The following is a 23,165-nucleotide window of genomic DNA, read 5'->3' as shown; positions in this document are numbered from 1 at the left end:
GAATTCCTTCCGGCCTGCTCCGCTACACTTTCGGGAGAAGCGCCAGAGCGACTCTCAAATCCGCATCGGTCTCACAAGCTTCGATCGGGCGACGACCGGCAAGCTTCGGGTGCGCACTGTTGAGAAAAAGGTGCGCGCGGTCGGGATCGCGGAAGGCCTTGTTGGAGGCGGTCGTGAGCCGCTTACGAAATTCCTCCGCCGCTTCCGCCGCCAAAACCCGGCGCTTCCTCACGTCCTCGGCGCGCTCGATATGGCTGAAGGCTCGCCAATAGAGATCGTCGCTGCCACACGCCCACTCGGTGATCGGCACTCCATCGACCACCGTCGATGCGAGCCAGGTCTCGGCCTCGTCCTTGAGCGCGTTTTTCGCGGCAATGGCGAAGTTCCGCCGCCGGCTTTCCTTTGCGTCTTCGATCCGCTTGCGCTCGGCGGCTTCCTTCGCCTCGCGCTTCTGTCGGATACCGTCGCGCCACTCCTGAAAGGGCAATCCGCAAAGATCGTCGACGATGGGAAGGTCGCGATAGCTGCGCGACATGTCGAAGATCGCCCGGACCCGCTTGTCCAGCGCGTGAAAATCATCGCCGCCTTCCGCCGCCACCTTCCAAGGATTTCGGCCGTCGACATTATATCGCCGCATCCAGCGCCGGCTGAAACCATCGGGATCGGGATGGCCGGCATCCTTGGCGATGCAGGCAACGGTGCGCTCAAGGTCGTAGCGATTGTGAACGCGGGCATGAAGATCGGGGTCGACATAGAAGCGCTGCTCGTCACGCTCCCACACCACAGCCTGCCGATCGGTGAAGAGATTGAAGAGATATTCGGTCACGGCTTGGCTGGGCGACCCGAAACTCTCCCGCGAGTAGCCGGCCGCTGCCAGCGCGTTCGGTTTGTAATTGCTGAGGTCGGTGCGCAGCATCCATGTCGGCAGCACGCTCTCGAGATTGGCCTCGTTCGGCCACTCGCCATGGATATGGATGTCCGATCCCGCCGAGTATTTGATGCTCGGCGTGTAGATCAGGGCATGCACGAGCGCCGCCTGCCAAAGCTGCGGCCTTACCGTGAACCAATGGCCCATCCGGCTCTTGGCCCCGAGCAGATAGTCCAGTTCGGCATATTGCAGGTCGGCCATGATCTCCGCGACCCATTCGGTATCGACGGGAGGCTTCTGCGGTCGCTCCCGGATATGCCATCGGAGCGCCTCGCCCTTGCGCGTCGCTTCCGCCGTGACCCGCTCGGACAGGCGCTGCGCGGAACGCTCGCGATCCGGATGATGGATCCAGTGCCGCGGTGCGTCGTGCAAAATCTGCTGGTCGAGTTCGGCGCCATCAAGCTGGCGCCAACGCACTCCGTAAAGATCGATCTCGATCATCGGGCAGCCTGCGCGCGCGACCTTCTGCTGCTTCTCCTCATCGACCGCGTGCGACACCTTGAATTCCACCGCGCGGCGATCGGACCCGATCCACACCATGGCATCGGGCTGAAAATCGCCCTCCGATGTCTCTAGCCTCACCTCGTCGAGCGCGAATTGCCCGCCTTCGAAAACGACCTCCTCCAATCGCTCCTCGCGGAGGACAAGGCTTGGCAGGGTGACCCACCGGACAGCAGCCAGCAGCAGCTTGGCGTAGAGATGCAGGGCCGTCTCGCCTGAGCATCGGCTGTCGGACTGGTGCGCGAAATGCTTCCGCATCTTCTTCGGGAGCCGAAGGGTCAGTCGTTCCTTGCATCCAAGGCAGGTAAAGGGGCCGTCGCGGTGCGATACGATCTGTTCGACGTGCCGAACCACGCCATCGCCGCATGCAGCGAATGGCACCCGCAAGCCCGAGGGATCGGGCTTCGTTGTGCAAGGCCGCGGAGGTTGGGTCGGCCGCTCAGGAGCAAAATGCTCGTCCACAGGGCGATCATAATCGACCCTGTGTGCGCATACAAAATACTCTTTACCGCCTAACGCCGCGCCTTCGCAAAACCGCGATCGGTCGCGACGAACCGTTCCAGCATCGGCGGTATGAGCCGTTCGATCGACAACGGCTCCGACAGGCCATTTTCCTTCGCATGTGCCGCGGCATAGTCAGCGAGATCGCGCGCAAGCTTGCCCGTGAGTTCGACAGTAGCCTTGACCGGCTTCTCCTCGACGATCGGCCCAAGTCGCAGCCGACTCATCTCCAATCCGCCTGCGGCTCGAGAATAAGGTCGCGGGTGACGACTACGCGGAGCGCGAAACCCGGCCGGATGGTGAGCGTCGGACGCACCGCCAGTTCGCGCTCGACGATGCGGCGCCCGGCCTGGCTCGTGCTGTCCTGCATCCCGTAGCGGAGCGCCCGGGCGAGTTCGTCGTCGCCGCCGACGCTGAGCTCGCTCCCGACCCCGAGCAGGGTCGAGACGAGCGCGGCGCGGACCATCCGGCCCCAATGATTGTTCACCCGATCCTCCAGCCCCGACATGCCTGCGGCGTCGGCGCCGGGCTGCCGTTCGAGGCGGATCGATCGTCCGCCGGGCAAGATGAGGCGATCCCATGCGAGGAGCACCCGGCTCTGTCCCGCCGCGATCTCGCTGTCATATTCGCCGATCAACCGCGACCCTTGCGGGATGAGCAGGATACGCCCGGTCGGACTGTCATAGATATTCTGCGTCACCTGCGCGCTGATCTGGCCCGGAAGGTCCGAGCGTATGCCCGTGATGAGCGCTGCCGGAATGACAGTCCCGGCCTGGACGATCAGCGCGGAGCTCGGGGCGATCAGCCGCTCGCCACTTTCGAGGGGCCGTTTCGAACCCGATGCCAGAAACTGACGCCGCCCCTCATTGGCCGTGCGAGGCTCCGCCGCCTGTTCGGGCGCGGCCGCCTCGGCGGGCACAATATCTGTTGCTGCGGAACTTGCGGTTCCGCCCCCCAGAAAGAGCCGGCTCGTCTGGGCGCTCTCGCGCTCCTGCAGTGCCCGCTGCCGCGCCTGTTCGGCGGCCGCCACGCGCGGATCGGGAGGATTGCGCCCTTCCGCGCCGATCGGCGGGACGGGGATGGCTTCGCCGCTCCCCTGCGCCGCAACGATCGGCCGGCCAAGGTCGCCGGGGAGCGGCGGACCGAGCTTCGGCACGGCGCCATAATCGGCGGGTGCTCCGGGGACCGCGTCGGGCCGCGCATTGTTGCTCGCTTCATAGAGCTCCCGACGCTCGGCCGGGGCCGGCGTTCGCAGCGCCCACATGAGCGATGCCGCAATCGCAAGACCGCCGGCCCCGCCGATAACCGCCAGCGTTTTCCGTGACAGACGCATGACCCGCGGAGTCTCACCCGCCAAGCGGAACGCATCGGGGCTCGCAGGGGCGATCGGCGCAACCTCGGCCTCGGCGGGCACAGCTTCCGTGCCCGGCTGTTCGGGCGCCGTCACGACCGGCCTCGCGCGCGCGGCGTTTCGCGTTCGATCCGCACGGCCTTGGCGCCGCGCCCGCTCCCCAGCCGGAGTTCAGCGCGATCGAAAAGGCGGTCGACGATCATGTAACGGCCGTCGACCCGGTAGTTGAGCAGCTCCGCCGCGCCTTTCTCGCCGACCGCGAACAGCGGGGGCATGTCCGCGGTTGCGATCGCAGCACCGAACTCGACGAAGAGCTGGCGCCCATCGTCGAAAACGCGCACCGGCCGCCAGGGGACCTTCGCGCCGGAGATGCGATACGCAAAACTCAACGCCGCGAAATCGATCCCGCCTGCAACCGGAGCGAGCCGCGCCTGTTCGGTCTCGGCGGAGCGAAGCGCGATCAGCTCGTCCTGCGGATAGGACCAGGAGACCGCCGCCATATAGGTGGCGGGGGTCGCGCGCAGCTCGATGTGATAGGTCCGACGGCTGGTGTTGATGACCAGATTCGTCATGATGTCGGGGCGCGTGGGCTTCACCAAAATATGGACGCGGCGCGACGCGCCCGTCCCGCTCACCGTATCGCCGATCACCCAGCGCACGGTGTCGCCGGCCGCGACAGGCCCCGGACCGACAAGCTCCTCGCCTTCCTGCAATGCGATGTCGGTGACCTGTCCGGGGGCGGTGTAGACTTGGAACAGCGCGCCATCGGCCCAGGCATATTTCTGGATGGCGTTGAGGAAGGTCGCGCGCTCGGGCTGGACGCGCGCCGCGTCGTTCGCGCGGCCGACCTGCGTGCGCGGATCGGCGGGTGCCGCCTGCGCCGGCAGCGCGAGCGCGGCAGCGCCGAGAAGAAGGGTAAGGCGGATCATTGGCTGAGCTCCTTCGACCAAGAAATAGCGGTGACAAAAACGCCGAGCGGGTTCCGGCGCAGGGCGTCGGGAGTGCGGGGCGGCTGGATCGAGGTGGTCAGGATCGCCGACCAGCGCGACGTCTCGACCAGGCTGCCATCCTGATAGCGGCGCTCGGTCCAGGCGATGCGAAAGCTGTCGCGCGATGCGCGGATGACGCTCGATACATCGACGGCGACCTGCATCTTGCCGACTTCGGCAAAGGGATCGTTCGCGCGGGCGTGATCGCTCAGCGCCTGCGCGCCCTTGGGCGTGGTGAAGTCATAGGCGCTGAGCCAGTCCTTTCGGAGCACCACCGGATCGGCCGGGATCGAGCGGACATGCTCGATGAAGCGCGCGAGATGGAATGCGATCTGCGGGTCGGTCGGCGAAAAGTCGGCATCGGCGGGCGCCACCGATCTTGCCTCGCCGAGCTTGTCGACCTCGACGACCCAAGGGGTGATCGTGCCGCGGAGCGACTGCCACACGAGCGCCGAGGCGAGTCCGCCCGAAAGCGCGAGACAGCCGAAGAAGGCGAGGCGCCAGCTTTTCGCCTGGGTGCGGGCCGAGCCGATGCGGTCGTCCCAGACCTGCGCCGCGCGCTGGTAGGGCGTAACCGGGACCGGGGACTTGCCATAATGTTGGGACGGGCGTCGAAACATGGGTTCAATCCTTCTGGCTGATGTCGGGAGCGGAGCCGGCGCCATGGCTGTCGCCGGCCTTGAGGGTCTGCGAGGCGATGGTGGCGCCCGAGGTGACGGCCTGACGTCGCTTCATGGCGGCCGCCCAGGTCGGGGGCGACGCCGCGCCGTCGCTCGCGGTGGCAGCGCCGGCCACGGACTTGCCCGCCTGCCCCGCGGCATAGCTTTGACGCAGGCGGTCAGCCGCGGCGCGGAGCGGCGAACCCGCGCCGCGCGCCGTGTCACGCGCCACATTGGCGAGCCCCGCACCGAACGCCCGCATCCCGCTCTTCCCGGCCGCGCCCCGGGCATAGGATGCCGAAGCGCTGCCGGACGCGCGCGAGGCGCCGAGCGCGGTGCGACCGACGGCGCTGCTCGCCGCGCCCGCCGCCAGCGTCGCGCCGGCGGCCCCGGCGGCGATCGTGGCGCCGGCCGCGAGGGTCGTGCCTGCGGCGGCGCCTGCGCCGAGCTGCGGGCCGCCCGCCACGATGCCGTTGGCGACGCTCGGACCGAAGATGCCGAGACCGAGCAGGGTCAAGGCGCCGAGGGCGATCGCCATCACCTCGCGGATGTCGGGTTCGGTCCCGAGCCCCGCGTCCATGAAGCGCTGGAAGAGGGTCGTGCCGATGCCGGTGATGACCGCGAGCACGAGCAGCTTGATGCCCGAGGAGATGATATGGCCGAGGACGCGCTCGGCCATGAAGGCGGTACGTCCGAAGAAGGCGAAGGGCAGCAGGACGAAGCCCGCGAGCGTCACCAATTTAAACTCCAGGATCGTGACGAAGACCTGCACCGCGAGAATGAAGAAGGCGATCACGACGATCACCCAGGCGATCAGCAGGATCAGGATCTGGACGAAGTTGGTGAAGAGCCCCACCGGGCCGACAAGATCGGCGGTCGCGTCGAGCAAGGGCTCGGCGGCATCGAGGCCGGTGGACGCGATCATGCCGGGGCGCATGAAATCGCCGATCGCCATCGCGCTTCCTGCCGCTTTCAGGCCCAGCCCGGCGAAGCTCTCGAGCAATATCGTGGCCAGCGCCTGGAAATTGCCGATGATGAAGGCGAAGACGCCGATATAGAGCGTCTTCTTCACCAGCCGCTGCAGCACATCCTCGTCGGTGCCCCATGCCCAGAAGAGCGCCGCGATCGTTATGTCGATCACGATCAGCGTCGAGGACAGGAAGCCGACCTCGCCGCCGAGCAGACCGAACCCGCTGTCGATATAGGTCGAGAAGACCGACAGGAAATTATCGATGACGCCGGTGTCGTTCATGGCTTGCTCTTTTCGGTCCGGAAGAAATGGCGCCGCTTCGCTTCCCAGGCCGCCTCGCATTCGGGATCGGCTTCGGTGGCGGTTCGGCAGCGACGAAGCGTGTCGCCATAATCGGGGGGTGCGTCCGCCCCGGAGATCGCGGGGGCGGACGCACGGGGCGCGGGCGGATCGAGCGCGGCGACAAGGGCAAGGGTCAGCGCAAGACCCAGGACGATTGCCCCCATCACCAGCCCGCCCGCCCGGCCCATCTCAATTGCCCTTGCGGAAGCGGCGGAAGCGCTCGCGGCCTTCGGCCTCGGCGGCCGCCGCGCGCGCGGCATCGAGCATCTCGGCGCGGCCCTGCGCACTCATGACGGCGGCGAGATCGGCGATCTGCTGCGACTGGATGGCGAGCAGCTGGTTGCCCGCCTGCGCGGCCTGCAGCGCGCCGGTTGCCGACTGGCTGGCGCCGACGATCGTCGAGATCGACGTCCGCGTTCCGCCCATGTTCGTGACGATGCCGGCCTGCACCTTCATCGCATCCTCGAAGGCGCCGACGCTGTCCTTCCAGCGCGCCTCGGCATTGGCGACCATCTCGGCGGCAGAGCCCGTCAGCGCTCCGCCCTTGTAGCGCGCCTCGAACCCCTTCTGGATGTCCGACACGTTGAACGCGATGCCCTCTGCCTGCGCGAGGAGCTGGCGCGTCTGGTCGACCTGCGCCTCGAGCGTGCCCAGCGTCGATGTCGGCAGGCTGTTGAGGTTCTTCGCCTCGTTCATCAGCGAGGTCGCCTGATTCTGCAGCTGCTTGATCTGGTTGTTGATCTGCTCGAGCGTGCGCGCCGCGGTCAGGATATTCTGCGAATAGTTGCGCGGATCGTGGACGATGCCGCCGAGCTGGGCGCTCGCCGGGACGGCCAGCATCGCGCCCGACACGGGCAGCAACACAAGTGCCGCGGCAGCGACGGCGCGGACGATATTCTTCTTCATCGGGGGCACTCCTCATTGGGGGCGGCAATGGTGGGGAGCAGCTCGGCCGCCCATTCGAGCTTGCGGTGGGAAAGCCAGGCGGCCGCGAACCCTTCGGGGCCGTGCGCTGCGAACAGCTCCGCGATGCGCGTCTGATCGGTCTTCGAAGATGCCGCGGTGAAGGCGAGCGCAACCTCGCCTAGCCCCAGGTCGAAGAGGCGATTGCCGCGCCGCGACTGGCAATAATAGTCGCGCTTCGGGGTCGCCCGGCTCAGTATCTCTATTTGCCGGTCATTGAGACCGAAGCGCTCGTAGATGCGGGCAATCTGCGGCTCGAGCGCGCGCTCGTTCGGCAGAAATATGCGGGTCGGACAGCTCTCGATGATCGCGGGTGCGATGCTAGAGGTTTCGATGTCGGCAAGGCTCTGCGTCGCGAAGACCACGCTCGCATTCTTCTTGCGGAGCGTCTTCAGCCATTCGCGGAGCTGCGCCGCGAAGGCCGGGCTGTCGAGCACGAGCCAGCCTTCGTCGATGATGATGAGCGTCGGCGAGCCGTCGAGCCGTCCGGCGATCCGGTGAAACAGATAGGACAGGACGGGTCCCGCCGACGCGGCGCCGACAAGGCCTTCGGTCTCGAAGGCCTGCACGCGCGCGGCCCCGATGCGCTCCTCGTCGGCATCGAGCAGCCGCCCCCAGGGTCCGCCGACCAAATAGGGCGCGAGCGCCTGCTTGAGGTCGCGCGACTGGAGAAGCACCGCGAGCCCCGTCAGCGTGCGTTCGGCGACAGGCGCCGTCGCGAGTGAGGTCAGCGCCGACCAGAGATGCTCCTTCGCCGCCGGGTCGATCATCATGCCTTCGCCCGCGAACAGCGCGGCGAGCCATTCGGCAGCCCAGCTCCGCTCGGACGCCTCGTCGATCCGGGCGAGCGGCTGCAACGCCACGCCGCCCTCGCCATCGTGGAGCGCCCCGCCAAGATCCTGCCAGTCCCCGCCCATCGCGAGGGCTGCGGCGCGGATCGAGCCGCCGAAATCGAACGCGAAGATTTGCGAGCCCGGATAGCGGCGAAACTGCATCGCCATCGTCGCGAGCAGCACCGATTTGCCTGCCCCCGTCGGACCGACGACGAGGCAATGACCGACGTCGCCGACATGGAGGGAAAGGCGGAACGGGGTCGAGCCTTCGGTCTTGCCATAGAGCAAGGGGGCGTCTCCGAAATGCTCGTCCCGTTCCGCCCCCGCCCACACGGCAGACAGGGGGATCATGTGGGCAAGGTTGAGGGTGGAAATCGGCGGCTGGCGGACATTGGCGTAGGCGTGGCCGGGCAGGCTCCCGAGCCAGGCCTCGATCGCGTTCATGCCCTCGATCGTGCAGGTGAAGTCGCGCCCCTGGATGACTTTCTCGACCAGCCGGAGCTTCTCGGCGGCGAGGGCCGCGTCGCTGTCCCACACGGTGACGGTCGCGGTCACATAGGCGACGCCGGCATGATCGGCGCCGAGCTCCTGCAACGCCATGTCGGCGTCGGCCGCCTTGTTCGAGGCATCGCTGTCGACGAGCGCCGATTGCTCGTTGGTCATCACCTCCTTGAGGATCGCCGCGATCGACTTGCGCTTGGCGAACCATTGTCGCCGGATTTTCGTCAGCAGCTTGGTCGCGTCTGTCTTGTCGAGCATGATCGCGCGGGTCGACCAGCGATAGGCGAAGGCCAGCCGGTTGAGATCGTCGAGGAGGCCGGGCCAGGTCGCGGTCGGAAAGCCCGTGATCGTCAGGGTCCGCAGATGCTGCTCGCCGAGCCGCGGCTCAAGCCCGCCGATGAGCGGCTGGTCCGTCAGCAGCGCGTCGAGATAGACTGGCGTCTCGGGAACCCGGACACGCTGCCGCTTCGTCGATACGGTTGAATGGAGATAGGTCAGCGTCTCGCCGTCATCGAGCCATTCGGCCTCGGGCATGAAGCCTTCGACGAGATGAAGGATGCGGTTCGACCGGTCGATGAAGCTCGCGAGATGCTCCTTCGGATCGACCCCCGAGCGCTCCATACCCTCATAAAGCCAGCCCTCCGCCCGCGAGGCATCCTCGGCCGGCGGCATCCACAGGAGGGTCAGATAATAGCGGCTCTCGAAATGCGCCCCTTCCTCCCGGAATTGCTCGCGGCGCTCCATGTCGACAAGAGCGGATGCCGGATCGGGAAATGAGGATGCGGGATAATCGCTCGACGGCAGCCGCTGCGCCTCCACGAACAAGGCCCAGCCGGAGCCGAGGCGCCGGATCGCATTGTTGAGCCGGGCGGTGACCGCGACGAGTTCGGCGGGGGTGGCGCTGTCGAGATCGGGGCCGCGGAAGGCCGCGGTTCGCTGGAACGAGCCATCCTTGTTGAGCACCGCGCCCTCGGCGACCAGCGCGACCCAGGGGAGATAATCGGAAAGGCAGGCCGACTTCGAGCGATATTCGGCGAGGTTCATCATGGCCGCATCCAGACAGGATATTTGAGGTGACGCTTGGCGACGTCGACGAATTGCGGGTCGCGGCGCGCCGCCCAGACCGAGAGCGCATGGCCGACGATCCAGAGGACGAGACCCGCGATCCAGAGGCGGAGGCCAAGGCCGATCCCGGCCGCGAGCGTGCCATTGGCGATCGCGAGGGCGCGCGGCGCGCCGCCGAGCAGGATCGGCTCGGCGAGCGCGCGGTGCACGGGCGCGAAGAAACCGGTGACTTCGGCCGGGGCATCCATCAGACGACGGCTCCGCCGCCGAAGGAAAAGAAGGTCAGGAAGAAGCTCGACGCCGCGAAGGCGATCGACAGCCCGAACACGATCTGGACCATGCGGCGAAAACCGCCCGACGTGTCGCCGAACGAGATGGTCAGCCCGGTGATGATGATGATGATCAGCGAGATCACCTTCGCGACGGGCCCCTCGACGCTTTCGAGGATCGATTGCAGCGGCGCTTCCCACGGCATCGACGAGCCACCGGCCCGAGCGGGCAAGGCGGTAACGAGCGCGACATAGAGAGCGGTCGAGGCGAGCAGGAAGCGCGGCGCCTCCCGCCGGGCGGCGTGGGTCATGGTCAGTCTCCTTCGGGGGTAAAGAGGGGGGTGATGCGATAGTCGCCGGTCGACGCATCGAGACCGTCGACGCGGGCGAGTTCGGCAAGGCGCCGCCCGGCGCCGTCGCGCACGAGAACGGCAACGAGATCGATCGTTTCTGCGAGGAGGGCCCGTGGGACCGTGATCACGGCTTCCTGAATGAGCTGCTCCATGCGGCGGAGCGCGCCGATCGCGCTGCCCGCGTGGATCGTGCCGATGCCGCCGGGATGTCCGGTGCCCCAAGCCTTCAGAAGGTCGAGCGCCTCGGCACCGCGGACCTCGCCGATCGGGATGCGGTCCGGCCGAAGCCGAAGCGAGGAACGGACGAGATCGGACAGCGACGCGACCCCATCCTTGGTGCGCATCGCGACGAGGTTCGGAGCCGCGCATTGGAGCTCGCGGGTGTCTTCGATCAGGACGACGCGTTCGCTGGTCTTGGCGACCTCGGCGAGCAGGGCATTGGTGAGCGTCGTCTTGCCCGTCCCGGTTCCGCCGGCGACGAGGATATTGAGGCGCTCGGCGACCCCGGAGCGTAGCGCCTCGGCCGCCGGTGCGGACATGATGCCGGCTGCGACATAATCGCCGAGCGAGAAGACGGCGACCGCGGGCTTGCGGATCGCGAAGGTCGGCGCCGCGACCACGGGCGGCAACAGACCCTCAAAGCGCTCGCCGCTTTCGGGAAGCTCGGCCGACACGCGCGGCGACCCGGCATGGACCTCGGCGCCGACATGATGCGCCACGAGCCGGATGATGCGCTCACCGTCGGTGGCCGCGAGCAGGATACCGCTATCGGTGATCCCTGCGCCGAGGCGATCGACCCAGAGCCGACCGTCAGGATTGAGCATGATTTCGATGACCGCGGGGTCGGCAAGCCACTCGGCAATTGCGCCGCCAAGCGCTGTACGCAGCATGCGGGCACCACGCCCCTGCGCCTCGAAACGGACCGGCTCTGCGCCCATGATAGTCCCCGTTGGATGGTCCGGGCAAGGACGCCCGGCTCGACGGGGACGAGTAAGAGACGCAGAGATTCACTATTTTCAACAGAGATTTGCGCGCGTCGTACTGTGGGTAAGAAAGACAGAGAATGGCGTAGGCCGCGATGCGATCAGTTCCGATTCGGTGGCGATTAAATGAAGGTCGGCGGGTTGTGCCGAGCGTAATTTTGACAACAGTGTCAGGATGAGTGATTCGGGGTCGCAGCATTCGGACGAGTTCTTGAGGTGGACGCGCTTGACAGAAAAGCAGCGGGCCTGTCTCGATTTGCTGCTGGAACGAAAAACCTCGAAACAGATCGCCCGCGACCTCGACATATCGAAGCAGGCGGTGGATCTGCGGCTCACCACCGCACGCGACACGCTGGGCGCGGCCAACCGTGACGAGACCGCGATCATCTATGCGCGGCTGCGCCAGACCTATGATCGGATACCATGTGATCCGGTCATACTACCGCCAGCCCCCGAGCTGGTGCCATCCGACTTCCCGGACGGTGACCCCGCCAGCTTGCTGCATCTGAACGATAATTTGGCAAGCCGAGCCGGGCCTCGGAGCGAAGGCTCTCCGTTCAGGGATTTGCTGAGGCCAAATTACAGGCCTCAGGCCCGGGTCGTGATCGTCGTGAGTTTGCTCATTGCGATCCTGCTCATGGTGATCGCAGGCCTGTCGATCGGTCATTCGCTGACCCGGCTCGCCGCGGCCTGATCCCAACTCTTGTTGAACCATGGTCCGGGAGCGCGGTGCGCTTCCCCGGAGAGGAGAGTCTATGCAAAATCTGAACAACGTTGCGGCCGAGCGGTTGCAGAAAGTGGTGCCTGCCGCTGAGGCACAGATAGACGGCGCCCTTATCGCCGTATCGTCGCTCATGGCGGAAGTGGTAACCGCACGTCGCGACACGGCAGGCGTCCCCGCTGCCAAGGGCCATGCGACGATCCGCCGTATTGCCGAGGCGCAGCTGGCGCTGGTTGGTGTGAGCGGCGACATCCTTCGTGTTCATGGCGACCTTGCCGACATCGGCCGTGAAACGTCGGGCCTCGATCTTCACGAATGCCCGGCAGTTGCCGAGGCTGGCCCGGCGAAGATTGCCCTGGTGAGCTGAGCGACATTGACGATGGGCCATCGGCATGGTGAATGAGCGCGATGCTGCGGATCGCAATCTTCGTGACATTGCTGCTGGTGGCTCTCGTCTACGCCCTCCGGAAAGGGGGCGGCCCGGAGAAGGCAGTAGCAGCCATTCTCCTGTTCATGCTGATTTCCGACCAAGCTCTACACCTGATATTCGCGGTGAATTTCCTCTCGGTCGATGCGGGTCACCTCCTGATCGATCTGATAGCGGCGGCCGCGACGATGACCGTAGCGCTGACGGCCTATCGTTTCTGGCCCATGCTGGCGGCGGTCCTGCAATTCCTTCCGCTGCTGGCTCACACGACCCGCGCGATCGACATGGACCTTCATCCGATAGCTTATCTGACGATGCAGGTTGCTGCATCCTGGCTTCTTCCGCCGCTCCTCGTGGCCGCAACCTGGCAACACCAAAAGCGATTGGCTCAGGCCGGCAGCGATCGGTCCTGGTACATTTCATTGCGACCATCGAGCCGGAACGCTGCGAAGCACTAGCCGACCAGCTTCTTGCTGCGTTTCATTCGATCAGCCGCATTTGGGCGCAGTCGCCCGAAGCACTTGCTCGCGTAATTGGCGACGCGCCGCAGGTGGCAGAGGTCATTCTCGAGGCGCGCAAGCTCGCCGCCGAGAGCTTTTCAGGCGACCTTCGAGGTATCAGCATCGATCCTTTCGATCGGAGGCTGCGCTCCTATCTTATCATGTCGATGGGCTCGCTTTCCGACGAACGGCTCCGCATCCTTTTTCTCGACGGCGGGCGACATCTTCTTGCCGACGAAGTTTTGCAAAGCGGTACACTTGCCCAGCTTGCCATCTACCCCCGGACGATCTTCCGGCGTGCGCTCGAACTCAATGCCGCCGGGCTGATCCTCGTGCACAACCATCCGAGCGGCGACCATCGCCCCAGCGTCGAGGACATCGAAGCGACGCGGAAGCTCGAAATGATCGGACGGTCGCTCAACGTCGAGATCATCGACCACATCGTCGTGACATCAACCCACTGTCATCACGTCATCAGCAATGACACTCTTGCCGGGACGCCCATTCCGTCAGCCTCCTTCACATTGCGAAGTCCGGGAGGTCCCGCGCGCATCGACCACGGGGACATTGCGCTGGCCAATGCAAGGGCCGCAATGCGCAGGCGCCTCCTCCGCCAGCAGCTGATCGGGACACCCGAACTATTCGGCGATCCCGCTTGGGAGATGCTGATCGATCTCTTCGTTCACGAATGCGAACGCAAGCGTCTCTCCATCAGCGCGCTGTGCGTCACATCCTCGATCCCAATGAGCAGCGCGTTGAGGCTGGCACAGCGCCTCTGCGATGCCGGGATTACGCGCCGCGTGCCCGATCCGATCGACGGCCGCCGGACTTTCATCCGGCTCGACCCAGTCATTGCCCACCGGATGCGCGCCTATTTCGAAGCTGGCGCCGAATGAGGGTGGGTCAATGCTCGCGCGCGCCGCCAGCATGTTCGGCGGCAGCGCGCACCATCTGTGCCCAACTGCCGACATAGGCGGCACGGTTCCGGTACTGCTCACCGGACTCGGCGGTCATCAGGGCAACGCCGCCAAGAGTTTCGGCAAATTCGGTGGTGGTACAGACGCCCTTTCGTTCCAGCAGGCCGCCGATCGCCGCCAGGACTGTTCCAACCGCGAACAAAGCGTCTTCGTCCATTATTCTCTCCCAATGTGATGGAGCACCGGGGATGCCAGCATTCGCCCCCGGAGAAAAGCGAGCATGACCAGACAGATTGGTCCAGGATGGAATGCTGATTGCGACAGGTCTGGAGTTTGGGGGAGAGGCCCGTCACTATGCTGCCGAATGCCTGCACTAGCCGGGCAGCATCGGGAGATGGACATGAGCATATTCGACAGCTTCGCACGCCCGCCCTGCGCAGAAACACTTGGCTGGGAGCTTATCGAGGCCGAGGAAGCCACCGGCACCATACGGGTGAGAATGGAAGGGAAGCCCGCCTTCTGTAATCCCGGAGGCAATATCCAGGGCGGCTTCGTCGCTGCGATGCTCGACGATACGCTGGGACCGACGGTTCTCGTGAAATCGGGGGGCGCCTATTATTGCGCAACCATCTCGCTCAACATCAGCTATCTCGCTCCCGCGCGGCCGGGCAGCTTCACCGGTGTCGGCCGGATCGTCCAATTGGGGAAGACGGTCGCCTTTCTCGAGGGCGAGCTTTTCGACGCCGAGGGCCGATGCGTGGCGCGCGCGACGGCCTCGGCACGGGTGGTGTCCACGGGCGGCCTGGATCGCGGCTGATGCCCGAACGCCTTTTCGATGTCGCGCCCGATGGGCAGCTGTTCTTTGGCCCCGGCGTTTTGCGCCGTTCGCCGTTCGCGGCTGATGTAGCCTATATCATAGCGCTCTGGGCCCACATCGATGGCGATCTCGCGAGCATCCTCAGCCGCATGCTGAAAGCCGATATCGCGGTGGGCACGGCCATGTATCTTTCGCTCGTCAATTCGGGAGGCCAGAGGTCGGCGCTCAACGCCGCGGCCAAGGAAGCGCTTCCTGAATGGCAGCAATTGCTCCTGCAGACCATCGGGTCGGTGGCCGAGACCTCGCGAACCGAGCGTAACCAGTTTGCGCACCGCGTCTGGGGTCATAGCTCCGAACTGCCGGATGCAATCCTGCTCACCCATCCGAAGACGATCGTGAACCATAATGTCAGCCATCGACAAAGATCTGAGATATTGCCCGATGGACGCGGCGTGATCAGGCCCGAACCCATCGATGACAAGGACATACTGGTTTACCGGCAGGGCGACATCGACGCTGCCGTGGCCGGAGCCGAGCATGCACAGGAGCTATACCGGCTCTTCTATGCTGTCGTCTGCGGTTCCGGCGAAGGACCCAAGGCTCAGCTCCTCGCGGACCCCATAGTGAGAAAGCGCCTCGACGAGATCGGCAAGAATGCGAGCGAGGAAGCGAAAGCCATATTAGGGATCAAGGCCAAAGAGAAACTGAAGCACTGACCATGCGATACTGGAACACGGGGGACACGCCCACCAATTCGAACCTTGGCGCGCTCGAAAATCTGGCGCGGCCCTGGGCCGGGATCGACGCCGAGCGCCTTCTCGGCGTCATTCGCGGAGTGATCCGGATCGAGAAGATGCTGCCGAAGGCAGTGGGGGCGCATTTCAAGCTGCCGCATCTTTTCGTCGGCGCTGGCCCCTATGATTGGGACGCCGCGCTCCGGGATAAATATCATAGCGAACTGTGCGAGGCACTCAGTGCGGGCCTTGCCGGTGTACAGGCCGACCCGACCCTTGCGAAAGATGGTGGGGCTGATCTCAGCGATCGCCCTCCGACACGGGGTGAAGAGCTTGAGTTCGCCTGCAGGGCCTGGAGCCGCAATCGAACGAGCAGCAATCTCGACGATCTGCGCATCGCATGCAGCGTGCAGGGGATGCAGAGCCGCTTCGACAAGCTAGAGCGCTGGCTGGGCCGAAAGCGCCCGGGCTCGTCTCCCCATACGGTGGCCTATGAGGTCGAATGCGCGCTCGGCGACATCGATCGCTACGCCGATGACTATCACTCCGTCGAAGCGAGCTACCGCTATGCCGAGAGACTACGCGAGCGCGAGCAGCAGGGCGAAGAGGACTGAACGAACTCCGGCTTTCCCGGAAATGCGGCAAGATATCCCCAGACGCACCCCCGACTGTTGATAAAATTGCGATTCACCCTGTTGACAAGCGACTCGCCTGAGGGGCACTCCAGCCCGGAGGGCTTATCCCTCACGGTAACCCGCACGCGCATCTGTAACAGCGCGCCATTTTTGCGATGAATCCGTGAGGTTTGTGATGACCGACATGCCCCCTCTCCCGCCCGTAGGTGATCGTCCGATGACTGACCGTGAGGCCGAGCTCGCCCAGTTCATGGCGCTTGTGCAATTGGGCCGCCACAAATCGGCGGTGCTTCTCGAGCTGTGCCGAACTCCTCTGGCCAAATATCTGGCTCTCGCGATACTGCTGCTAGCGGCTGCCCTGTGCGGTGTCCCCGCCGAGGCCATCAGCTTTCTCTTAAAACTGCGGGCTGGATGAGCCGGTTAAAGGCTTCAATTGGAACCGCCGACATCACGCATCAGCTCCGCGGCGAGCTTTGGTCCAACTTCCATCCTACGTGAAAGGGCATCGACGAAAGCCTCCCACCGCCGCTTCCCGCTGGCCTGCGCGGCCGGCAATGCATCATCGGGCAAAGGCGCCGTGCTCGTGAGCCAGTGTCGAACGAACAGGGCCATCGCTTCTCCCGACATTTCGCCATGCCATTCGATGCGGTCGAGCTGGCGGCCGATGCGGTCGAGGCGCCGGGTCAACAGCGCCTCGATCCGCTCCTCCTGATCGGGCGAGAGAAAGGAGCGCAGTGCAGCCTCCAGCACTTCGGTCCGGGTGAGGCCGCGTCGGCGGGCAAGGTCTGTCAGGTCGCGCGACAGGCCGGTTTCGATCCGGAATGTCTGTTTGACATGCGATCGGATCACAGCTGGATCCCATCGTCGGGATCGAGCGCGGCAGCTTGAGCGCGCCGCGCCATCCGCCGATCCGCGGCGGCGCGAAGCCGCGCTGCATCGGCTTGTGCTCCGTCCTCGGTGAAATCAAACTCGCCATTGACGCTGCGCGGCGGCGGCGGCGCGATATCCTCATGGACGGGAAGTTCGGGTTCCTGCCGAATGCCGCCATTGGCCGCGTCATCGTCCTCCGCCGCCTTCGCTTTCGTCTCCATCGGCTGCTGTACCCGGTCGGCCATCCAATCGTGGCCGGCGGGAAGACCGCGACCGGGTGCGGGCGGCGGAATGACGCGGCCGGCCAGGCGCCGGTCGCCATAGTAGCGCGCCTTCTTGGCCCGGATCGGTGCGAGGCCGGCGGCCATCACGATCTCGTCGTCCGGGGGGAGCTGCATGACTTCGCCGGGGGTGAGCAGCGGCCGGGCGGTTTCGGTGCGCGACACCATCAAATGGCCGAGCCAGGGCGAGAGCCGATGGCCGGCATAATTCTTCATCGCGCGTTGCTCGGTCGCAGTGCCAAGCGCATCGGAAATCCGTTTGGCGGTGCGCTCATCGTTCGTCGCGAAACTGACCCGGACGTGGCAATTGTCGAGGATCGCATTGCTCTGGCCATAGGCCTTCTCGATCTGGTTGAGCGACTGGGCGATCAGAAAGGCCTTGATGCCATAGCCCGCCATGAAGGCGAGCGCGCTTTCGAAGAAATCGAGACGTCCGAGCGCGGGAAACTCGTCGAGCATGAACAGCAGCCGTTGCGACCGTGCCTTGGGATTCAGCTCCTCGGTCAGCCGCCGCCCGATCTGGTTGAGGATCAGGCGCATGAGCGGCTTGGTCCGGCTGATATCGCCGGGCGGCACCACGAGGTAGAGCGAGACCGGGCGCTCGCTTCCGATCAGGTCCGCGATGCGCCACTCGGAATGTCCCGTGACCTTGGCGATCACCGGATCGCGATAAAGACCGAGGAAGGACATGGCGGTCGACAGCACGCCGGACCGCTCATTCTCGCTCTTGTTGAGCAGCTCCTGCGCCGCCGCGGCGACGACCGGGTGGACGCGATCTCCCAAATGGCTGGTGGTCTTCATCCGGTGGAGCGTCGCCTCGATCTTGCGCTCGGGGTTCGACAGAAAGGCCGCGACACCGGCAAGGCTCTTTTCCTCCTCGGCGTAGAGAACATGGAGGATCGCGCCGACGAGCAGGGCGTGGCTTGTCTTCTCCCAGTGGTTTCGGCGCTCGAGGCTTCCTTCGGGATCGACCAGCACGTCGGCGACATTCTGCACATCGCGTACTTCCCACGCGCCGCGCCGGACTTCGAGGAGCGGATTATAGGCGGCCGATGCGGGGTTGGTCGGATCGAAGAGCAGCACCCGGCCATGCTTTGCGCGAAAGCCCGCAGTGAGCTGCCAGTTCTCGCCCTTGATGTCATGGACGATGCAGCTCCCCGGCCAAGTCAGCAGGGTCGGCACCACGAGGCCGACGCCCTTTCCGGATCGGGTCGGCGCGAAGCAGAGGACATGCTCGGCGCCATCGTGACGCAGGTATGTTCCGGCCATGCGCCCGAGAATGACGCCATCGGGGCCGAGCATGTTGGCAGCCCGTATCTCACGCTCCTGCGCCCAGCGTGCCGATCCGTAGGTCTCGGCCCGCCGGCGCTCGCGCGCACGCCACACCGACATGCTGATCGCGACAACAACCGACAGCAGCCCGCCCGACGCGGCGATCGCGGCACCGCGATAGAAGATCGGCGGCGCATAGGCGTCGAAGGCAAACCACCACCAGAAGAAGGCGGGCGGGGGATAGACGGGATAGTCGCCGATGCGGAACCAGGGGGCACCGAGCGCCGCCTGAAATCCGAGCGCTTCCGCCGTCGCTTGGGTCGCGGTCCAGACCGCCGCGAGGACGATCAGCAGCACCGCGAAGATCTGGCCCCATAATATCCTGTCGCTCATCGTTCATCCTTTCTCAGATTGCGATCCCGCGATCGCGGCCAAGGCTCCAGTCGATGCCGCCCGCGGTGGCGGTGCCGGTGACATGCTGCCCGAGGTGCCGGTCGAGCGCCGGGCGCCAGGGCACGAGTTGAAAGCCAAGGCCGTCGTCGATCATCGCGAAGCGCCCCGAGGCGAGCGACACGCGCTCGCGGTAGGTCCCGCTCACCGCGTCGCCGGTGGCCGGCGGGCGATGCGCGAGCCCGGTGCGCGCGGCGATGGTTTCGCAGGCCGCCTCGAGGTCGCGCCGCTTCAGCGTTTCGATGAGATCGGGCGCCAGTACGAGCTTGCCGTTCTGTCGGCTCGCGAGGCCTTCGCTCGCGAGAAACTCGGCGCGCGCTGCCATGGCGCGGCGAACATCGATGCCGAAGCCCGAGGTTCCTGCCGTGGGCTTCGCCGCGACCAGCTCGCGGTCGAGCCAGGTTGCGCCGCGCGCGGATGTCTGGTCGGCGACCGCAAGGTCCGATCGCAGGGCGAGCGAGAGATGCTCGCCGCCGTCGCGTCCTTCCCAGCGCCGCAGCTCGACGACCGCGCCCGGCTTCGCGTCCCCGGTCCATTGGAGATCGGAGAATTTGATGTGATGGGTCCGTCCATCGGTCCCGTCGACGATGGCGAAGGCGGAGCCGGCAAGCTCATCGTCGAGGCCGCGTGCGACCAGCCGCCCGACGAGGCCCGAACGCTCCGCCTCGCCGTGAAGGGCGAGCCTCGATGCGTCGAAGGAGAGCCCTTGCATGCGCATGGCGCGGTGGACGCCCTTGATGATGTCGCCTCGCTCGCCGAGGTCGCGCAATAGGGTTTCGGCGCGCGGATCGATCTCGAAAATGCCGGGTCCAAGGCGCGTCGCAAGCCCAAGCGCCTCGAGCTTCGCCGCACGTCCGATGAGATGCCGATCGCGGCCCGGCGGCGAGCTTGGGTCGGGACGAAGATCGACGATCCCCGTTTCGCCGCCGCGTTCGCGCAGGCGCGCATCGAGCCCGGTCCAACACTCGGCGCCCGTCTCCCGCACGAGGCTCGCGTCGATCTCCTGTTCGTTTCGCGGGCCGAGTTCGAGGGTCGCGATCTCCGACGCCCGTCCGCGCACGCCTTCCGACATATAAGCGCGGTCGACGACCAGGTCGCTTCCGTCCTCGGCGACGCCGCGCAGGAGTATATGGATATGCGGATTGTCGGTGTTCCAGTGATCGACCGCCACCCAGTCGAGCCGGGTCTCGAGATCCTTCTCCATCCGGCCCATGAGATCGCGGGTGAAGGTCCGAAGGTCCTGCAATTGCTCCGCATCTTCAGGGCTGACGATGAAACGGAAATGATGGCGATCGTCGGCGCAGCGATCGGCAAAGGCCTCGCGGTCGGCGGTATCTCCAGACGCATCGAACATCATGGCATCGCGACCATCGCGGGTGACGCCGTCGCGTTCGAGATAAGCGATATGCCGTGCGAGAGGCGCGGAGCGAAACTGCGCGCCCTTATGCCGGACGATGCGCGCCATGACCGTCACGCGGCGCTGCGCGGGGCCGCGCCGGATCGTCGCAAGCGCGGCGCGGCCGCGGCCATGCCGACCGGTTCCGCTGCGACCGCCGCCGCCCCGACGGGAGCGGGTGTAACCCGAGCGGGCGGCTGCCTTGCGCACCTGCGCCGCGAGCCTCTTCCCGCGCCGCGCCGATCCCGAACCCGCATCGCGACCCCTTCCCGGTCGCACCCGAAAATCATGCTCGTCGCCGCTCACAACGCCGGTGCCATATCGTAAGCGCTTGTTCTGCCTCGGAAATCCAGAGGTCGATATGGCAGCCGGAGGGGGGTGCCATACGCATAAAGCGCTGTAATCCAACCACAATCTGCCGGCGAGCTGGCAGGTCTTTTATCTTGCCATCCCCCCGAACCCCTTCTGAACGCCAAGCAGTGCCTATCCATGGACCGGCGCACTCCAGCAAATATCGCCAGGACGACCATCACCGATTGTCCCCGGAAAGCGGGACGAAGAGGGGCGAGGGAGCAGGCGCGGAATTCGACGGCCCAGCAGGCGCGGCGTCGCCGCGCTGCACCGAAGTTGCAGCCGGCGTGTCCGATCGCTGCTCGGCGAAGAGCGAGGCGCTGCGCCAGCTCGGCGGTTCGGCAGTCCGCGCCATCGCAGATGACGGAGCAGCCGGCGCACCGAGCGCGGGCGCGATGGCTGCGACATAAGCCACCGTCTCGGCGGGCAAGCCGCGCCGCCCCGCTGCATAGGCGTCGGCGCGGCCGGGGCCTGCATTATAGGCAGCGAGCATGAGGCGAACGTCGCGATATCGGTCCCACATCGCGCGCAGATAGGCCGCGCCCGCGAGGATGTTGGCACGCACGTCGAAGGGGTCGGACCCGAGACGATGCTGCGCCGTCAGCATCGCCCAGGTTGCGGGCATGATCTGCATCAGCCCCATTGCACCGGCATGCGAGAGCGCCCGCGGCTTTCCGCGGCTCTCGACATGCATCACGCGCCATATCCAGACCTCCGGAACGCCGAAGCGATGCGATGCCTCCGCCACATGAGCGGCATAGGGGTGGGCCGCGGCCGTCGGCTCTTCCGCCGGTGCCGCGCCCCATGCCCGGTCCGGGGCGGCGCTCGCCGAGCAGAGCAGCAGCAAGGCGAGGCGCACGGCGCGGACGCGCGCCGAGCGAGCCGGATGCATGATGCTCACGCTTGTTCGCGTGGAACGGGACGCGTCCAGAGGAGATGATATTCATCCTCGTTCTGCGTCGAACGGAGCAGATTGGCGCGCAGCGGAACCGCGAGCGCCGGATCGTCGATCTGCAGGGCGATATAGGAGCCGGCGCGTTCGCTGCGGCGTTCCCAGCCTGCCCCGATCTCCACGCCGGTATCGGCTTCGACGAGCAGGACGCGCCAGGCCGGCGCATTTTCCGCGTCGTTCGGCTTCGCCGGAACGATCGCGATCATCGCATCGAGCAGCAGCGTCCGGATCTGTCCGGCATAGCCGTCGCCAGCAGTTTGAAAGCTTCCGATAATCATGAGGACATATCCTTTCCTTCGAGGGTGAATGCGGAGCGATCGGCGTCACGGCGCCAGCGCAGCGGCGCGCCGGGCGCATCGCGCACGAGAAGCGGGTGCGCGACGCCGACGACGCCGGTGTCGGGGAGCGGTCCGAAATATCGGCCGTCGAGACTGTCGGGCGCGGGGTTTAGGAGGAACAGTTCGCCGGGGCGCAGGAGATGGCAGCCGAGCCAGCGCGGCAGCGACCGCCCGAGGCGGTCCGCGTCCCGCGCGCGCGCTGCCGGCGCGCCGTCGATCGTCACGAAGGTGCCGCTGCGGCAGACGAGCGCGCCTTCACCGGCGGCGACATGCTTCAGGAGCGGCACGCCGCGCGGCACATAGCCGCGCACCGCGAGGCGCGTCGCGACCGCCTCGGGCGGGTGGAAGAGGATGAGGTCGCCGACCTCGGGATCGGCGCCGACATCGACGCGGTAGAAGCCGATCGGAACGCTCGGGCTCGCGTTCCAGATGAGGCGCGGTTTCGGCGCGAGCGCTGCCGCCGCGACGAACAGCCCCGCGAAGAGCGTAGCGCTCGCCGCGGTTGCGCGGAACCAGCGGCGGTTCATGGCGCGATCGCCTTGCGCTGGAGCCATGCCCGGTGCCGCTCCGGACCATAGGGCCGGAACGGCAGTCCGGCGGCGATATGGCTGCCGATGTGGCGCCAATGATCGGGCGCCGTCTCGCACGGGTCGAGCCCGTCGGCCTCGATCGCATCGATCGCCGAGAGCACCTGCTGGACCTTCGGCCAACCGTCGACGCGGAGCAGGATGTCGCCTCCGGGACGCACGTAGGGATGCGTCGCGAAGGGGGCGCGGGGCGCGGGCGCCGCGATGACCGAGATGCTCGAGAAGATCGTGCCGAAATCGTTCGCGCCCCAACGGACGAAGCCGAAGACGGCCTCGGGCCGGAAGGAGACGATGCGCGTCCGGCGGCTGACGATGCGCTCGGCGGCGACGCGGCCGAAGCGCAGCCAATTCTCGAGCCGCTGCTCGATCCAGGTCAGCTCAAGGTCGGTGAGACCGCTCGCGGTCGCCGCGACCGGCTGCACGCCGGGAGCGGGCGGGATGTTCTGGGCGGAGCGCATCAGCGGCGGACCGGGCGCGCGGGATGGACGACGCCCTTGCCGGGATCGGATGTCGACTTCTTGCGGCCGATCTCGGCCCAGGCGTCGAGATCAGCGATCGCGTAGACGATCCGCCCGCCGAGTTTGCGGTATTCGGGACCCGTTCCGAAGCAGCGATGTTTTTCGAGCGTCCGGCTCGACAGGCCGAGGTGCAGCGCAGCGTCGGGCGTCTTGAGGTAGCGCGGCGAAATGGGGGTATGCATGTCGCTCAA

29 protein-coding genes are annotated in these 23,165 nt (G+C 66.1%); 8 read left to right on the top strand and 21 right to left on the bottom strand.

What is annotated here, in order from left to right; genetic code table 11:
• Window positions 1-22: 22 nt before the first annotated feature.
• The 12 genes from SKP52_RS23095 to trbB all read right to left on the bottom strand — a co-directional run bounded on the left by SKP52_RS23095 (window position 23) and on the right by trbB (window position 11,163).
• Window positions 23-1,810, bottom strand: a complete 1,788-nt coding sequence (locus SKP52_RS23095) for a competence protein CoiA family protein (RefSeq protein ID WP_171005348.1) — start codon at window positions 1,808-1,810, stop codon at window positions 23-25.
• Between the two features lie 131 nt (window positions 1,811-1,941).
• Complete coding sequence (locus tag SKP52_RS23090; RefSeq protein ID WP_037556048.1) at window positions 1,942-2,157, bottom strand: DUF2274 domain-containing protein; 216 nt, start codon at window positions 2,155-2,157, stop codon at window positions 1,942-1,944.
• Complete coding sequence (locus SKP52_RS23085) at window positions 2,154-3,377, bottom strand: TrbI/VirB10 family protein (protein ID WP_052182310.1); 1,224 nt, start codon at window positions 3,375-3,377, stop codon at window positions 2,154-2,156. The genes SKP52_RS23090 and SKP52_RS23085 overlap by 4 nt, the downstream gene beginning before the upstream one ends.
• Complete coding sequence (gene trbG, locus SKP52_RS23080; protein WP_081933119.1) at window positions 3,374-4,210, bottom strand: P-type conjugative transfer protein TrbG; 837 nt, start codon at window positions 4,208-4,210, stop codon at window positions 3,374-3,376. The genes SKP52_RS23085 and trbG overlap by 4 nt, the downstream gene beginning before the upstream one ends.
• Window positions 4,207-4,890: a conjugal transfer protein TrbF gene (gene trbF / locus SKP52_RS23075; protein ID WP_037556047.1), complete on the bottom strand. Its 684-nt coding sequence runs from the start codon at window positions 4,888-4,890 to the stop codon at window positions 4,207-4,209. Before trbF ends, trbG begins: the two co-directional genes overlap by 4 nt.
• A 4-nt stretch (window positions 4,891-4,894) precedes the next feature.
• Window positions 4,895-6,181, bottom strand: coding sequence for a P-type conjugative transfer protein TrbL (gene trbL, locus SKP52_RS23070; protein WP_037556046.1), 1,287 nt, complete (start codon window positions 6,179-6,181; stop codon window positions 4,895-4,897).
• Window positions 6,178-6,429: a putative entry exclusion protein TrbK-alt gene (gene trbK-alt / locus SKP52_RS23065; RefSeq protein ID WP_039579026.1), complete on the bottom strand. Its 252-nt coding sequence runs from the start codon at window positions 6,427-6,429 to the stop codon at window positions 6,178-6,180. The genes trbL and trbK-alt overlap by 4 nt, the downstream gene beginning before the upstream one ends.
• Before the next feature lies 1 nt (window position 6,430).
• A complete protein-coding gene (gene trbJ, locus SKP52_RS23060) occupies window positions 6,431-7,147 on the bottom strand; it encodes a P-type conjugative transfer protein TrbJ (RefSeq protein ID WP_037553367.1) in 717 nt (238 codons plus the stop codon).
• A complete protein-coding gene (gene trbE, locus SKP52_RS23055) occupies window positions 7,144-9,585 on the bottom strand; it encodes a conjugal transfer protein TrbE (protein ID WP_052181969.1) in 2,442 nt (813 codons plus the stop codon). Before trbE ends, trbJ begins: the two co-directional genes overlap by 4 nt.
• Entirely contained in the window at window positions 9,582-9,851 is a 270-nt protein-coding gene (locus SKP52_RS23050; protein WP_037553365.1) for a VirB3 family type IV secretion system protein, read from the bottom strand. Before SKP52_RS23050 ends, trbE begins: the two co-directional genes overlap by 4 nt.
• Window positions 9,851-10,183 (bottom strand): TrbC/VirB2 family protein, encoded by a 333-nt coding sequence (locus tag SKP52_RS23045; protein ID WP_037553363.1) that lies wholly within the window; start codon window positions 10,181-10,183, stop codon window positions 9,851-9,853. Before SKP52_RS23045 ends, SKP52_RS23050 begins: the two co-directional genes overlap by 1 nt.
• A gap of 2 nt (window positions 10,184-10,185) precedes the next feature.
• A complete protein-coding gene (gene trbB, locus SKP52_RS23040; RefSeq protein ID WP_037553362.1) occupies window positions 10,186-11,163 on the bottom strand; it encodes a P-type conjugative transfer ATPase TrbB in 978 nt (325 codons plus the stop codon).
• 220 nt (window positions 11,164-11,383) lie between these two features.
• Between trbB and SKP52_RS23035 the strand changes: the two genes are divergently transcribed.
• The 4 genes from SKP52_RS23035 (at window position 11,384) to SKP52_RS26580 (ending at window position 13,752) form a co-directional block, all read left to right on the top strand.
• Window positions 11,384-11,902, top strand: coding sequence for a LuxR C-terminal-related transcriptional regulator (locus SKP52_RS23035; protein ID WP_052181968.1), 519 nt, complete (start codon window positions 11,384-11,386; stop codon window positions 11,900-11,902).
• A 61-nt stretch (window positions 11,903-11,963) separates the two neighbouring features.
• On the top strand, window positions 11,964-12,296 hold the full coding sequence (locus SKP52_RS23030) for a hypothetical protein (RefSeq protein WP_052181967.1): 333 nt from the start codon (window positions 11,964-11,966) through the stop codon (window positions 12,294-12,296).
• 32 nt (window positions 12,297-12,328) lie between these two features.
• Window positions 12,329-12,814 (top strand): hypothetical protein, encoded by a 486-nt coding sequence (locus tag SKP52_RS26585; RefSeq protein ID WP_037553360.1) that lies wholly within the window; start codon window positions 12,329-12,331, stop codon window positions 12,812-12,814.
• Between the two features lie 92 nt (window positions 12,815-12,906).
• Window positions 12,907-13,752 carry a JAB domain-containing protein gene (locus SKP52_RS26580; RefSeq protein WP_160292463.1) on the top strand — a complete coding sequence of 282 codons (846 nt, stop codon included), beginning with the start codon at window positions 12,907-12,909 and terminating at the stop codon, window positions 13,750-13,752.
• Window positions 13,753-13,759: 7 nt separating this feature from the next.
• Here the strand turns inward: SKP52_RS26580 and SKP52_RS23010 are convergent, their stop codons facing one another.
• Complete coding sequence (locus SKP52_RS23010) at window positions 13,760-13,990, bottom strand: hypothetical protein (RefSeq protein ID WP_037553358.1); 231 nt, start codon at window positions 13,988-13,990, stop codon at window positions 13,760-13,762.
• Between the two features lie 183 nt (window positions 13,991-14,173).
• Between SKP52_RS23010 and SKP52_RS23005 the strand changes: the two genes are divergently transcribed.
• The 4 genes from SKP52_RS23005 (at window position 14,174) to SKP52_RS22990 (ending at window position 16,374) form a co-directional block, all read left to right on the top strand.
• Entirely contained in the window at window positions 14,174-14,590 is a 417-nt protein-coding gene (locus tag SKP52_RS23005) for a PaaI family thioesterase (RefSeq protein WP_197411523.1), read from the top strand.
• Window positions 14,590-15,306 (top strand): hypothetical protein, encoded by a 717-nt coding sequence (locus SKP52_RS23000; protein ID WP_037553355.1) that lies wholly within the window; start codon window positions 14,590-14,592, stop codon window positions 15,304-15,306. Before SKP52_RS23005 ends, SKP52_RS23000 begins: the two co-directional genes overlap by 1 nt.
• A 2-nt stretch (window positions 15,307-15,308) precedes the next feature.
• Window positions 15,309-15,938 (top strand): hypothetical protein, encoded by a 630-nt coding sequence (locus tag SKP52_RS22995; protein WP_037553353.1) that lies wholly within the window; start codon window positions 15,309-15,311, stop codon window positions 15,936-15,938.
• A 238-nt stretch (window positions 15,939-16,176) separates the two neighbouring features.
• Window positions 16,177-16,374, top strand: coding sequence for a hypothetical protein (locus tag SKP52_RS22990; RefSeq protein ID WP_037553351.1), 198 nt, complete (start codon window positions 16,177-16,179; stop codon window positions 16,372-16,374).
• Window positions 16,375-16,388: 14 nt separating this feature from the next.
• Here SKP52_RS22990 and SKP52_RS22985 read toward each other — a convergent pair whose 3' ends face one another.
• The 8 genes from SKP52_RS22985 to SKP52_RS22950 form a co-directional block, all read right to left on the bottom strand.
• A complete protein-coding gene (locus tag SKP52_RS22985) occupies window positions 16,389-16,808 on the bottom strand; it encodes a hypothetical protein (RefSeq protein ID WP_037553350.1) in 420 nt (139 codons plus the stop codon).
• Window positions 16,805-18,775, bottom strand: a complete 1,971-nt coding sequence (locus SKP52_RS22980; RefSeq protein ID WP_037553349.1) for a conjugal transfer protein TraG — start codon at window positions 18,773-18,775, stop codon at window positions 16,805-16,807. The genes SKP52_RS22985 and SKP52_RS22980 overlap by 4 nt, the downstream gene beginning before the upstream one ends.
• 13 nt (window positions 18,776-18,788) lie before the next feature.
• The gene (locus tag SKP52_RS22975; protein ID WP_039579018.1) at window positions 18,789-20,534 is read right to left on the bottom strand and encodes a relaxase/mobilization nuclease domain-containing protein; all 1,746 of its coding nucleotides are present in this window, start codon (window positions 20,532-20,534) and stop codon (window positions 18,789-18,791) included.
• Window positions 20,535-20,757: 223 nt separating this feature from the next.
• Window positions 20,758-21,471: a lytic transglycosylase domain-containing protein gene (locus SKP52_RS22970; protein ID WP_081932958.1), complete on the bottom strand. Its 714-nt coding sequence runs from the start codon at window positions 21,469-21,471 to the stop codon at window positions 20,758-20,760.
• 5 nt (window positions 21,472-21,476) lie between these two features.
• Window positions 21,477-21,809 (bottom strand): DUF736 domain-containing protein, encoded by a 333-nt coding sequence (locus tag SKP52_RS22965; RefSeq protein WP_039579016.1) that lies wholly within the window; start codon window positions 21,807-21,809, stop codon window positions 21,477-21,479.
• Window positions 21,806-22,396 carry a S26 family signal peptidase gene (locus tag SKP52_RS22960; RefSeq protein ID WP_037553345.1) on the bottom strand — a complete coding sequence of 197 codons (591 nt, stop codon included), beginning with the start codon at window positions 22,394-22,396 and terminating at the stop codon, window positions 21,806-21,808. The genes SKP52_RS22965 and SKP52_RS22960 overlap by 4 nt, the downstream gene beginning before the upstream one ends.
• Window positions 22,393-22,914, bottom strand: coding sequence for a DUF2840 domain-containing protein (locus tag SKP52_RS22955; RefSeq protein WP_052181966.1), 522 nt, complete (start codon window positions 22,912-22,914; stop codon window positions 22,393-22,395). The genes SKP52_RS22960 and SKP52_RS22955 overlap by 4 nt, the downstream gene beginning before the upstream one ends.
• Complete coding sequence (locus SKP52_RS22950) at window positions 22,914-23,156, bottom strand: helix-turn-helix transcriptional regulator (protein ID WP_037553423.1); 243 nt, start codon at window positions 23,154-23,156, stop codon at window positions 22,914-22,916. The genes SKP52_RS22955 and SKP52_RS22950 overlap by 1 nt, the downstream gene beginning before the upstream one ends.
• Window positions 23,157-23,165 lie beyond the last annotated feature (9 nt).

The sequence above is a fragment of the Sphingopyxis fribergensis genome, assembly GCF_000803645.1.
GTDB classification, from domain to species: Bacteria; Pseudomonadota; Alphaproteobacteria; order Sphingomonadales; family Sphingomonadaceae; genus Sphingopyxis; species Sphingopyxis fribergensis.
The sequence above is the reverse complement of the archived record's forward strand: the minus strand, read 5'-3'. Positions and strand labels throughout refer to the sequence as shown.